The sequence below is a fragment of the Bradyrhizobium sp. NBAIM03 genome (genome assembly GCF_020194055.1).
Lineage (GTDB): Bacteria > Pseudomonadota > Alphaproteobacteria > Rhizobiales > Xanthobacteraceae > Bradyrhizobium > Bradyrhizobium yuanmingense.
The window spans coordinates 43,631-56,105 of the sequence record NZ_JADYVS010000019.1; the positions used below are offsets into that span (position 1 = coordinate 43,631).

At 65.2% G+C, this 12,475-nt stretch carries 10 protein-coding genes; 2 read left to right on the forward strand and 8 right to left on the reverse strand.

Annotated features, from left to right (window positions below):
* Nucleotides 1-189 precede the first annotated feature (189 nt).
* Nucleotides 190-1,380 carry an ABC transporter substrate-binding protein gene (locus I6F21_RS25550; RefSeq protein WP_036014626.1) on the forward strand — a complete coding sequence of 397 codons (1,191 nt, stop codon included), beginning with the start codon at nucleotides 190-192 and terminating at the stop codon, nucleotides 1,378-1,380.
* Nucleotides 1,381-1,593: 213 nt separating this feature from the next.
* Here I6F21_RS25550 and I6F21_RS25555 read toward each other — a convergent pair whose 3' ends face one another.
* From I6F21_RS25555 to I6F21_RS25570, 4 genes are read right to left on the reverse strand one after another with little or no spacing between them, the layout of a single operon-like run.
* Complete coding sequence (locus I6F21_RS25555; RefSeq protein ID WP_225183648.1) at nucleotides 1,594-1,980, reverse strand: MAPEG family protein; 387 nt, start codon at nucleotides 1,978-1,980, stop codon at nucleotides 1,594-1,596.
* 27 nt (nucleotides 1,981-2,007) lie between these two features.
* On the reverse strand, nucleotides 2,008-3,090 hold the full coding sequence (locus I6F21_RS25560) for a lipocalin-like domain-containing protein (RefSeq protein ID WP_109141729.1): 1,083 nt from the start codon (nucleotides 3,088-3,090) through the stop codon (nucleotides 2,008-2,010).
* The gene (locus I6F21_RS25565) at nucleotides 3,080-5,542 is read right to left on the reverse strand and encodes an FtsX-like permease family protein (RefSeq protein WP_225183592.1); all 2,463 of its coding nucleotides are present in this window, start codon (nucleotides 5,540-5,542) and stop codon (nucleotides 3,080-3,082) included. Before I6F21_RS25565 ends, I6F21_RS25560 begins: the two co-directional genes overlap by 11 nt.
* Nucleotides 5,539-6,192: an ABC transporter ATP-binding protein gene (locus tag I6F21_RS25570; RefSeq protein WP_036014611.1), complete on the reverse strand. Its 654-nt coding sequence runs from the start codon at nucleotides 6,190-6,192 to the stop codon at nucleotides 5,539-5,541. Before I6F21_RS25570 ends, I6F21_RS25565 begins: the two co-directional genes overlap by 4 nt.
* Nucleotides 6,193-6,336: 144 nt before the next feature.
* Here I6F21_RS25570 and I6F21_RS25575 point away from each other — a divergent pair, with 144 nt between their 5' ends.
* Entirely contained in the window at nucleotides 6,337-7,662 is a 1,326-nt protein-coding gene (locus tag I6F21_RS25575) for an MFS transporter (RefSeq protein ID WP_225183593.1), read from the forward strand.
* A 257-nt stretch (nucleotides 7,663-7,919) separates the two neighbouring features.
* Here the strand turns inward: I6F21_RS25575 and I6F21_RS25580 are convergent, their stop codons facing one another.
* From I6F21_RS25580 to soxB, 4 genes are all read right to left on the reverse strand, one after another.
* Nucleotides 7,920-9,128, reverse strand: coding sequence for an MFS transporter (locus I6F21_RS25580; RefSeq protein WP_225183594.1), 1,209 nt, complete (start codon nucleotides 9,126-9,128; stop codon nucleotides 7,920-7,922).
* Nucleotides 9,129-9,263: 135 nt separating this feature from the next.
* The gene (locus I6F21_RS25585) at nucleotides 9,264-9,437 is read right to left on the reverse strand and encodes a hypothetical protein (RefSeq protein WP_225183595.1); all 174 of its coding nucleotides are present in this window, start codon (nucleotides 9,435-9,437) and stop codon (nucleotides 9,264-9,266) included.
* 86 nt (nucleotides 9,438-9,523) lie between these two features.
* On the reverse strand, nucleotides 9,524-10,561 hold the full coding sequence (locus I6F21_RS25590) for an MBL fold metallo-hydrolase (protein ID WP_225127113.1): 1,038 nt from the start codon (nucleotides 10,559-10,561) through the stop codon (nucleotides 9,524-9,526).
* A gap of 131 nt (nucleotides 10,562-10,692) precedes the next feature.
* Nucleotides 10,693-12,444, reverse strand: coding sequence for a thiosulfohydrolase SoxB (gene soxB, locus I6F21_RS25595; RefSeq protein WP_225183596.1), 1,752 nt, complete (start codon nucleotides 12,442-12,444; stop codon nucleotides 10,693-10,695).
* Nucleotides 12,445-12,475: the final 31 nt, after the last annotated feature.

Here is a 12,475-nt window from a genome sequence, read left to right on the forward strand (position 1 = left end):
GCGAGTCTTCGCCAAACACCATCCTGTGGTTATGGGTCCCGGGCTCGCGCTGCGCACGCCCCGGGACGACGGTGGAGAATGTGGCACGCAGAATCCCATACTAACGACCAACATGAAATGGATGGGCGCAAGCGCGGTTCTTCACTACTATCCGCGCGATTTCACAGAAGAATGCCGGGAGTTAAACATATGAAATCAGCACTTTGGGCCGCAGCGGCCTCGGCCCTCTTGATTGCGGTTCCCGCCTCCGCGCAAGGCGTCAAGATCGGCATCCTCAACGACCAGTCCGGCGTCTATGCCGATTACGGCGGCAAATGGTCGGTCGAAGCGGCCAGGATGGCGATCGAGGATTTCGGCGGCGAAGTACTCGGCCAGAAGATCGAGCTCGTCACTGCAGACCACCAGAACAAGCCTGACCTCGCAAGCTCGATCGCGCGGCGCTGGTATGACGTCGAGAACGTCGACATGATCACGGAGCTGACGACCTCCTCGGTCGCGCTCGCGATCCACGAGCTCTCCAAGGAAAAGAAGAAGATCGACATCGTCGTCGGCGCCGCGACATCGCGCCTCACCGGCGATGCCTGCCAGCCCTACGGCTTCCACTGGGCTTACGACACCCGCGCGCTCGGCGTCGGCACCGGCGGCGCGCTGACCAAAGCCGGCGGCGACACCTGGTTCTTCCTCACCGCGGACTACGCCTTCGGCTACGCGCTGGAGAAGGACACCAGCGAGATCGTCACCGCCAATGGCGGCAAGGTGCTCGGCTCGGTGCGCGTTCCGCTCAATTCGTCGGACTTCTCCTCCTTCCTGCTGCAGGCGCAGAGCTCGAAGGCGAAGATCGTCGGCCTCGCCAACGCCGGCCTCGACACCACCAATTCGATCAAGCAGGCGTCCGAGTTCGGCATCGTCGCGAGTGGCCAGAAGCTCGCGGGCCTCCTGATGACGCTTGCCGAGGTGAACGGCCTCGGCTTGCAGGCCGCGCAAGGCCTGGTGCTGACCGAAGGTTATTACTGGGATCTCAACGACAGGACGCGCAATCTCGGCGAGCGCTTCCTCAAGCGCACCGGGCGGATGCCGAGCATGATCCACGCCGGTACCTATTCGGCGACGCTGAGCTATCTCAAGGCCGTCAAGGCTGCCGGCACCAAGGATCCGGATGCCGTCGCCAAGAAGCTGAAGGAGCTGCCGGTCGACGACGACTTCGCGCAAGGCGGCAAGGTGCTCGAGAATGGCCGCATGATCCACGACATGTATCTGTTCGAGGTCAAGAAGCCCTCGGAATCGAAGAAGCCCTGGGATTATTACAAGCTGCTCGCCACCGTCCCCGGCGACAAGGCCTTCTTCACCGCCAAGGAGAGCGGCTGTCCGCTGACGAAGTAGGGAAGTGGCACAGCGAGCGCCACACCCTCGCTGTCGTCCCGGACAAGCGCGCCTCAAGCGCGCGCCGATCATGGACCCATAACCACAGGCACGCGTGGTTACGGGGACTCGGAGTGATCAGCTCGCATCACGACATCTTCCTGCGGTTATGGGTCCCGGATCGGCGCTTACGCTTGTCCGGGACGGCAGCGGAATGTGTGGCGGCGGATTGCCTCACACCAACCGCAGCACCACCGCCCCGAGCGCCCCGACCCACAGCGCCATTGCTGCGAGCGCCTGGATCGCAAAGCCGGTGCCGCGCTTGGCCACGGCTCGCGAATAGCCGATGAAATAGACGATCCGGCCGATGATCCAGATCACGCCAATCGCCGCCGCGATGGCGTCGCTGATATAGATCGCGAACAGCCAAAGGGCTGGCAGGACGATCGGCATCCATTCCAACGTGTTCATCTGGATGCGGAAGGCCCGTTCGAAATCCGGATGCCCCGACATCGCAGGTACCTTGACGCCGGTCTTGGTGCGCGAGCGGGAGACGTTGATGGAGGTGAAGAAATAAAACGCGATCGCCAGCAGCGTGACGAGGGCGGTGAGATGATACATCGTCGGTTCCTTCATAGAAATCGCGCCTCAATAGCCGGTCAGCTCGAGATAGCCAATGCCGTCATGTGTGCCGGCAAAGCTGATCGGCCCTTCCCAGTACGAGAAGCCGGTCCCCATCCAGGCGTTCGGATTGAGCGGCTTGCAGAGGATCGAGAATGATCGCGCGGGGATCGCGATCTGCCATTGCACCGGCAACTTGCGTCCCGCAATCTCAGCCGTCGCCTTCGGCATCATCTGGATGTCGCTGCCTGCAATCATCTGCGTCTCGCCGGCCGCGCTGATCCAATTGCCGAACGGATAATTTCTGCCGTCCTTCTGCCGCAGCCGGTACAGCATCAGCTTGTCTCCGGATGACAGATGCAGCGACAGCCAGTCCCAGCCGGTCTGGTCGGCGTCGAGCGGCTGGCTGCTCCATTCCCGGTCCATCCAGGCCTGGCCCGAGACATCGACCGGCTTGTCCTCGATGCTGAGCGTGCCGCGCGCGCGGTAGAACGGCTGACTGTAGTAGTACGAGGCCTGCCCACGCTCCGACTTGCGGCTGAAGCCGCGATCGCCCTGCAGCACGACCGGCCGGTCGGCCTCGAGCGTCAGTGCGTAGCTGAAATCGGCGCCAGCTGCCTTCAGCGACAGCGGCGCCAAAGCGCGGTCATCGGTGCGGTCAAAACTCTTCATCTCCCAATCGTCAATCCAGGCATCGAACGGTTTTGCCGTCACGCCGGCTTGCCCGACGCCACCCCGTGAAAACGTTTCAGAGAAGCGGTGAGTGTCGGCGCGCGTCACCGCGGCATGCGCCATCCATACCTGTTGATTGGCCCAGCCCTCGCCTTGCGGACCTGGCTGCGCCGCCTGGCGGAACAGCGTCCATTGCAGGCCGCACGCCGCGCCGCGCGCGTCGACGAGGTTTGCCGTGAGATACCACCACTCGATACGAAACTGCGGATGCGGTCCGTGATCTTCGGGGAAGGTGAATGTCTTTCCCGGCGTTACCTTTGTAAACCCATCGGCGGTCTCGGCGAGTCCGGCATAGCCCTGCGCGCCGGCGCGGCGCGGGAGGGCGAGGGCGACGATGCCACCGGCGAAGGCGCGCCGCGTGATGGCTTTAGCGCTCATTGGCAAACACCTTGACGAGATTCGCCGGCTGCATCCGCGCCAGCCGCACCATCGGGAGCAGCGCCGCAAGCAGCGAGGCGAAGAGCGCCACCGCGACCAGCTCCACCAGATGCAACGGAAAGACGTGGAACGGCAGCCGCCAGCCGAAAGCTTTCACGTTCACGATTGCAATCAGGCACCACGCGACCAGCAGTCCGAGCGGCACGGCCAGCAGTGCCGTGAACAGCGCGACCGAGAGCGTCTTGGTCAGCTCGATTGTGGCAAGGCGTGGCCGGGTCAGGCCGATCGCCCACAGCGGCGCAAGCTGCGGCAGTCGGGAGTTCGCCAGGGTCAGCAGGCTCGTGAGCAATGCGATTCCGGCGACGCCGAGCGTGAAGGCGTTCAGCGCCGACGTCACCGCGAAGGTGCGGTTGAAGATGCGGATCGATTCCGCCTTCACCGTCGCCTGGTCGGCGATTCTGCGGTCGTCGAGCCCGAACTGCTTCTGCAAAGCCGCGATCAGGCCGGGGATATTCTCTCTCGCGACGATCAGGCCAATCCGCGTCTGCGGCGTCTGCGGAAACTGCCGGATCAATGCGGCGACGTTCACAGTGAGCTGCCCCTTGGGGTTGCCGTAATCGGCATAGATGCCGACGATGTCGAGCTCCCAGGTCCCGCCCGGCGCCGGCACCTCGACGACGTCGCCGATCTGCACGTTCAGCCGCCGGCTCAATTGCTCGCTGATGAAAGCGGCATTGCCCGGCACCAGCCGCGTCCAGGCCCGCGGCGCCGTGTCCAGCAGCGGCCAGCGTTCGCGATAGAGCGCGTGATCGGGCAGACCGAGCAACTCGACCGGCTGGCCCTGAACCTGCGCCTCCGCGCGCCCGCCGGGGAGGATCGCCTGAACATCGCTGCGATCCTTCAGCCAGTTGCGGATCGCCGTACCTTGCGCATTGTCGGAGGCGCTGATGTAGACGTCGGCCGCAAGGCGCCCGTCGAGCCAGCCGATGAAGGTGCGGCTGAAGGTCTCCACCATGGTGGAGACCCCGACGTTGACGGCAAGCGCGAGCAAAAGCGCCATCAGCGCCAGCGACAATCCGGAGAGCTGCTGCCGGCTGTCCGCCCAGAACCACAGCACGAGCGGGCCTCGCGCGAAGCGCTGGCCTACGAGCAGGATGATGTCGAGGAAGGCCGGCAGGATCAGTGCCGCACCGAACATCAGCGCGGCCAGCACGCCGAACCCTGCGATCAGTGATTGCCCGTAGTGGAGCAGCAGCAGCGCGACGGCGAACGCGCCGCAGGCCGCACAGCTCTGCAGGATCAGCCAGCGGCGTTGCCGCTGCTGCCAGGCGCCCGGCTGCGCCGTCGCCAGCACCGGCATCCTGATCGCCTTGATCAGGCTGGTCGCCGCCGCCACAAGCGCACCCGCCACGCTGATCCCGATGCCGGCGAGCCACCATTCGGGCCGCAGGCTGAGCTGCCCAGGGATCTGCGCGCCATAGAGTCCGCGCAGCGAGGCCGCGACATCGGGCAGCAGGGCGGCTGCGATGAAATAGCCGCACGCGAGCCCGATCAGGCCTGCGACCAGCGCCAGCGCCACCAGCTCGACCACCAGCACCGTATTGACTAGCCGCGCCGAGGCGCCACAGGCCCGCAAAGTGCGCAGCATTGGCAGCCGCTGCTCGAACGCAAGGCCGACGGCCGAATTGACGATGAACAGGCCGACGAAGAACGACAGCAGGCCGAAGGCGGTGAGGTTGAGATGAAAACTGTCGGTGAGACGCTCGAGCTCCGTCTCCGCATTGGGCTCGACTCGCTCTAACTGCTCGCCGACCACGCTCGCGAGCGGTGCGGGCTTGCCCCTCGGCTTGCCGATCAGCAGCCGCGAGACCTGGTCGGGCTTGCTCAGCAGCCGCTGTGCCACGCCGATATCGACCACGAGCACATCGGGTGCGAGCTGCGGCTGGACCCGCAGCGGCGGCAGCCTTGCGCCGCTGCTGATCGCCGGGGCCGTGCCCTCTGCTTGCTGCAAGCCCCTCAGCGTCTCCCGGGCCACCAACGTCTGGCCGGGCGGAGCAACGAAGCTGCTGAGATCCGTGGCACCCAGGCGTGGCGCGTTGCCGACATCGACCGGCAGCGTGACCGGCTCGATGCCGAGCAGCCGCACCGAATGCCCGTTGATCTGGACGCGTCCCTCCAGCACCGGCGACACCGGCCAGCCGGCGCGGCGGAGCTTTATGAACAGCTCCTGCGGGAAAGTCGCCGCGTTGGGAGCGACCAGCATCGCGGTGCGCACGCCGCCGAACGTCGCTGCAGCGCGGTCATAGGCATTGCGGGCCTGCTGATTGATGGCCTGCACCCCGCTCCACAGCGCGGTCGCCGCAATCAGGCCAATCAGGAGCGTCGCGAACTGCATCTTGTGGCGCCGCCAATGGCTGAGCAGCACGGCGAGAACCCAGAGCGCGCGCTTCATGAAATGCGCCCCGCATGCAACGTGAGATGACGGTCGAGCGTGGCGGCGAGATGCAGGCTGTGCGTCACCATCAGGAAGCCGCAGCCGGTGCGCGCGACGAGGTCGCGCGCCAGCGCCAGCACCTCCTCGGCGGTAGCTTCGTCGAGATTGCCGGTCGGCTCGTCCGCCAGCAGCAGCGCGGGCTTTGTCGCCAGCGCCCGGCCGATCGCGACCCGCTGCTGCTGGCCGCCTGATATTTGCTCTGGATACCGTTTGAGCAGGCTGCCGAGTCCGAGGCGCTCGACAAGCTCTTTCGTCCAGGCCGCATCATGCCGGCCGGCGATCCGCGCCTGGAAGGCGAGATTGTCCGCGACGGAGAGGCTCGGGATCAGGTTGAACTGCTGAAAGACCAGGCCAACGCGATTCCGCCGCAAGCTGGCGCGTCCGGCATCCGATAGCGTGGTGACCTCGGCGTCACCCAGCCGGATCGAGCCGCCATCGGCGGCGTCGAGGCCAGCGATCAGGTGCAGCAGGGTGCTCTTGCCGCTGCCGGATTCACCGGTCAGCGCGACGCGCTCGCCAGCCCCGAGGTCGAGGTCGACGCCGCGCAGAACATGGACGGGCTCGCCGGCCGAAGAGAAGGTCTTTGAGAGGTTTCGGATGCTCAGCACGATGACGGCGCCGGACGGAATCAACGGAATTGCTGCCTAGCACACCTGATGCGGAAATGCCGGGGTTGCGTTGGCCCTGAAGCCGCTGTTAGCTTCCAAGACGGCCAAATCAAATAGGTACCGAAAAGACATACGGGGAGAATGATGAGCGCTCAGGAAATGCCGAATGTGGCGGCTGGGACGACCAAAACGCCAAAGGGCGCCTGGACTGTTACATTTCTCCTCTTTCTTTTCATGGTGGTGAACTTCGCCGACAAGATCGTGGTCGGTCTCGCCGGCGTGCCGATCATGACCGACATGAAGCTCAGCGCCGAGCAGTTCGGCCTGCTCGGGTCCTCGTTCTTCTTCCTGTTCTCGATCTCGGCCATCGTGGTCGGCTTCATCGTCAACAAGGTGCCGACGCGCTGGGTGTTGTTGACGCTGGCGGTAATCTGGGCGGTGTCGCAGTTCCCGATGGTCGGCACAGTCTCCTTCACCACGCTCTTGATCTGCCGCATCGTGCTGGGGGCGGGCGAAGGGCCGGCCTTCTCGGTCGCCGCGCACGCCATCTACAAATGGTTCCCCGACGAGAAGCGCACGCTGCCGACTGCAATCCTGTCACAGGGCTCGGCCTTCGGCGTCATCCTGGCGGTGCCGGCGCTGAACTGGATCATCGTCAACCATTCCTGGCACTACGCCTTCGGCGCGCTCGGCGTCGTCGGCCTGATCTGGGTCGCAGCCTGGCTCGCGCTCGGCAAGGAAGGCCCGCTGGAGGATACCGAGGTCCTAGCCGTCACCGAGCCGAAGATTGCGTACGTGCAGCTGCTGACCTCACGCACCTTCCTCGGCTGCGTGATCGCGACCTTCGGCGCTTATTGGGCGCTGTCGCTCGGCCTCACCTGGTTCACGCCGTTCATCGTCAAGGGGCTCGGCTTCTCGCAGAGCCAGGCCGGCTTCATCTCGATCCTGCCCTGGGTGTTCGGCGCCACCATCGTTCTCCTCACCGGCTGGATCTCGCAGGTGATGATGGCCCGCGGCTACACCACGCGCGTCTCGCGCGGCGTGCTCGGCTCGGTGCCGCTCATCGTCGGCGGCCTGATCCTCACCGCGATGGCGCATGTCGAGGGCGCCGGCCTGCAGATCGCGCTGCTCGTCGTCGGCTCCGGACTCTGCGGCGCGATCTACGTGGTCTGCCCGCCGATGCTCGGCGAGTTCACGCCGGCCTCGCAGCGCGGTGCAGTGCTCGCGATCTACGGCGCGCTCTACACGCTTTCAGGCATCATCGCGCCGAGCGTGATGGGCACCGTGATCCAGCGCGCCAGCAGCATGCTCGACGGCTACCTGACGGGCTTCACCATCAACGCGGTGGTCATGATCGGCTCCGGCGTCATTGGCCTGCTGCTGTTGTGGCCGAACACGGAGAAAGCCAGGCTGACACGTGGTGCGGCGGCGCAGGGCACGGCGCTGAAGGGCGCAGTGTCGCCGACGTAAGTCGCGGCTCTCTCTTACCCTCCCCTGGAGGGGGAGGCTCGCTGCGCATGTAGCGAAGCGGAATGCGTAGCGGGGTGGGGTGACGGTGTTTCCCATCCGGCAGTGCCCGAGAGGAGAGATCACCCCACCCCGCTCGCGCTGCGCGCGATCGACCACGGGCGAGCTTCGCTCGTCCCGGACCCCTCCAGGGGAGGGTAAGCGGCTGCCTCGTTAGCCTTCGCAGGAACGACAGTTGAATTTGTGTCGATGCCGACGGCTCAATTTGCTTTCGCCGGCCGGCGCTCCGTGAACGGCGACAGCACCACCGTCGCCACCATGAAGATCACGGACGCGCCGAACACCCAGTGCGGCGCGCTTTGATCCATGATCCAGCCGAACAGCAGCGGTGAGACGATGCCACCGAGGTTGAAGCCGGTAGAGGCGATGCCGAAAGCGCGCCCCGCGGCACCCGGAGGCGCGGCATTGCGCACCAGCATGTCGCGCGAAGGCGCGATCACGCCGGAGAGGAAACCTGCGGTCGCCATCGTCGCCGTCAAGGCCCAGCCCGGCAGCGTCACCAGCGCGATCAGCAGCACGATGGCCGCATTCGCGGCGAAGCAGGCCGCCGCGACATAGCCGTGGCGCTCGGTGCGGTTGGCGAGGAAGCCGCCGGCGAGTACGCCCGCGGCGCTTGCGGCGAGAAACGCCGTCAGCGCGACATTGGCGATCGAATAGGACGTGCCGTAGCCGCTCATCAGCGCCACCACGCCGAAATTGTTGATGCCGGCCACCGACAGGCTGAGCAGCATGAACAGCGCAGTCAGCGTGATCAGCGCCGGCGTGATGATGGCCTGCTTTGGCGCGCTCTCGCTGCCGGGCTTCTTCTTGTGCGCACCGGCATCGGGTATGTTCATGATGATCAGCAGCAGCGCCACCGCAATGCCGATCGCGCCCGAGGCGATCAGCGCGCCGGTGCCGCCGGACAGCGTTACGAGCGCGGCCACGATCGCCGGTGCGACGGCGCCGCCGAGAAAGCCGGCAAAGGTATGGATCGAGAAGGCGCGGCCCATCCGCCCCTCGTCCATGTGCTCCGCAAGAATCGCGTAATCGGCGGGATGATAGACGCTGTTGGCAAGTCCCAGCAGCACTGCGCAGGCGATCAGCGAGGCGTAGCTGAGATGCAGACCGAGCAGGATCAGCGCGGCGCCGCCGAGCGCGAGCCCGGCCAAGAGAATGCGCCGCGGGCCAAAATGGTCGACGAGGTAGCCGGTCGGCGCCTGGGTTAACCCCGATACCACCGCGAACACGGTGAGGGCGAAGCCGAGCTCGACATAGCCGACGCCGAGCTTCTCCTTCAGGAACGGAAACAGCATCGGCAGGACCAGCAGATGGAAATGGCTGACCCAATGCGCGATCGAGATCCCCGTCAGCGTGCGCAGCGCACTGTCCGTCTTGCCTTGTTGCGGTGCGGCGAGAACGTCGACCATTGCAGTTCCGTTTCACTCCCGATGGACCGGCAAACTATCGGGGCTGGCGGTTATTTGTCCATGAACGCAGGCGCATGGCAGGTAGTGCGGGTAGGGCTCCATCCCGCTAGCGCGCGATCAAAATCAACGTCCCCCTCAGAACGGCTCGTCGTCCGGGCCATAGCGGTCGCGCTTCGGCGTTGCGATGTCGCCGTCTTCGTAATCGTCGTCATCGGTCTGGGGCCGGCGCGGGGCTCTCTTCGCCTTGTCGTCCGCGGGCTTGTTCTCGGTGGTCTTGGGCGGCTCGCTCGGCTTGCCGGTCTTGGCCATGGCTGGTCCCGGATGGTGATGCTGCATCCGAATGTACCTGCCAAATATGTGCGGTACCTGATTTATCTCAAGGGGCGACGAGGCCGTCAGTGCACCACCGGCCCGCCCGCCTTCTTCCAGGCATCGAGGCCGCCGGCGATATGTGCGGTGTTGAGAAGCCCCGCCTCCTTTGCAGCCGCAACGGCCATCGCCGAGCGTTCGCCGAAAGCGCAGAAGAACACCACGCGGCGGCCGCTAGCGGCCGCGACCTCGCGCAGCATGCCGCCGGGCTTCAGGCTCTCCTCGACGGAAGGGTAGGGCGTGTGCAGCGCGCCTTCGAGCATGCCGTGCTTCATCCGCTCATTGGTCTCGCGCAAGTCGACCAGCAGGATGTCGGGCCGGCCGAGGCTGCGGATCGCCTCGATCGCGCTGAGCGCGCGGCCTTCCTTCTCCAGCTCTTCCTGATGCAGGCCGACATGCATGTTGGCGGGGATCGCCACGTCCATCATCTTCGGATTGGGCAGCTTCAGATTGGCCATCAGCTCGACATATTCGTCGACCGAGCGCACCTGGAGCCGCGGATTGTAGCGTCTTTCCTCGCCGATGGTGGAGACGGTGTCGCCCTTGTAGTCGTGGGCCGGAAACACCATCGTCTCGTCCGGCAGCTTCAAGAGGCGGTTGAAGATCGAATCGTATTGCGCGCGCGCCGAGCCGTTCTGGAAATCGGTGCGGCCGGTGCCGCGGATCAGCAGCGTGTCACCGGTGAAGACGCGGTCGCCCATCAAATAAGAATAGGAATCGTCGGTGTGGCCCGGCGTGTACATCACGTCGAGCGACAGGCCCTCGATCGTCACCTTGTCGCCGTCGGCCACCCGCATGGCGACGACGTCGGCCTTGGTCTGGTCGCCCATCACGGTCATGCAATGGGTGCGATCGCGCAGCTCGCCGAGGCCGGTGACGTGGTCGGCATGCAGATGCGTGTCCACCGCCTTGACCAGCTTGAGGTCGAGCTCGCGCAGCAATTGGCAGTAGCGGTCGACCTTCTCCAGCACTGGGTCGAGAATCAGCGCCTCGCCGCCGGGGCGGCTGGCGAGGACGTAGCTGTAGGTGCCCGAAACGCTGTCGAAGAGCTGTCGGAAGATCATGGCAGGACCCGGCTTGGAACTGACTTCCAAGATTCTACTACAATACGGGTCGGAAAGAGAAGTAATTCACTGCATGAGCAGAAAAATTTAGAAGATTATTATTATGACCGCATGATCGCGGACAAAACACATCATCCCAGTCCTGCAATGCCTGGATTGCCTTCGACGCCTTTCAGCGTCACGCCGGAGCCGAGCCGTTCGGGCATCATCCGGCCCGAGCGCAGATATTTGCCGACCACGTCCCACACCGGCGCGCCCTGCTGGCCGTTGACTGAGGCCCAGCCCGCGACCTTATAGCGGTGGCTGGCGTTGAGCGCCTTGCCGCTGCCGAGCTTCAGCTCCGAGATGCGGCTGCCGATCGCAGCGTCCGGCGTGCAGGTGTAGCTGAGCCCGCCGGCACGGACCATGTCGCCGCCCTGCTGGTAGTAGGGATCGGCGTTGAAGAGGTTGTCGCAGACGTCCTCGAGCAGGTCCTTGATCTGGGCCCCCGTCATCTCCTGCACATAGGTCTCGGGATAGGTGATCGCGGTTTCCGCCAGCAGATCCTCCATGGTCATGGCCTGGCCGGACAGCACGGTGACGCCCCAGCGGAAGCCCGGCGACAGCGCGATTTCGGCATCGAGCTCGGTGCGCAGCGCGGTGCAGATCAGCTCGTCCATGGGGCCGGAGAAATTGCCGCGGCGATAAAGCAGCCGGTCGGGCGTCGCGATCTTTTCCGACCAGTCGGCCACGTGCGGTGCACGGACCCGGCCGATCAGCTCGGCCATCGCCGGATCGGGCTTCAGCAGCTCCGAATAGACCGGCAGCAGACGATATCTGGCATCGCTGACTTTGCCGCTGTCGAGCGCGAGATCGAGCACACCCAGAAATTTCCCGTTGGAGCCGGCATTGGTGACGAGGGTCGTACCACCTGCGTTCTTCACCGGCATGGGCTGCGGCACGGCATCATGGGAGTGGCCGCCGAGAATGACGTCGATGCCGGTGATCCGGCTGGCGAGCTTGAGATCCACGTCCATGCCGTTGTGCGACAGCAGCACGACGGCGTCGACCTTGTCGGTGCCGCGCAAGGCATCGACATGCTTCTGCAACTCCTCCTCGCGGATGCCGAAGCTCCAGTCCGGTGTGAACCTCCTGGGATGCGCGATCGGAGTGTAGGGGAAGGCCTGGCCGACGATCGCGATGCGATGCCCGCCGAGCTCCTTGATGACGGAAGGCTTGAACACGCGCCCAGTGGCCTTGTCGAAGGCCGGCGCGTCGTTGAACGCGGCCTCTTCGGTCAGGAACACGTTCTGCGCCAGGAACTCGCCCTTGAAACGCTCGAGATTGTCGCGCAGCGCCTGCTCGCCATAGGTGAATTCCCAATGGCCCGTCATCGCCTCGATGCCGAGCAGATTGGCGACCTCGACCATGTCGCGGCCCTGCATCAGGTTGGCCAGCCCCGTGCCCTGCCAGAGATCGCCGCCGTCGACGAGCAGCGAACGCCGCTCGCCGAAATCGGCGCGCAGGCGATCGACCAGCGTCTTCAGATGGGCAAAGCCCCCGAGCTTGCCGAAGCGGCCTGCGGACTTCTCGAACTCGAAGCAGGTGAAGGCATAGGCATCGGCGCTGTCGGAGCGGATGCCGAAGCGCTCGAGAAAGGCCCGGCCGACCAGATGCGGCGGCCGTCCCGCCATCTCGCCGATGCCGATATTGACGCTGGGCTCGCGGAAATAGACCGGATTGAGCTGCGCATGCGTGTCGGTGATGTGCAGGATGCGCGCATTGCCGAACCGTTCGAGGTCGTAGATGCTGGCGGCGTCAGCGCCGCGGGCGAGCCGCGGCAGGCCAATCGTTGCCGCGGCAAGGCCTGCACCTTTCAGGAAATCGCGGCGGCGGATCGCCATTCAAGAATTCTCCGCGCCTCTCGTGGGGGCT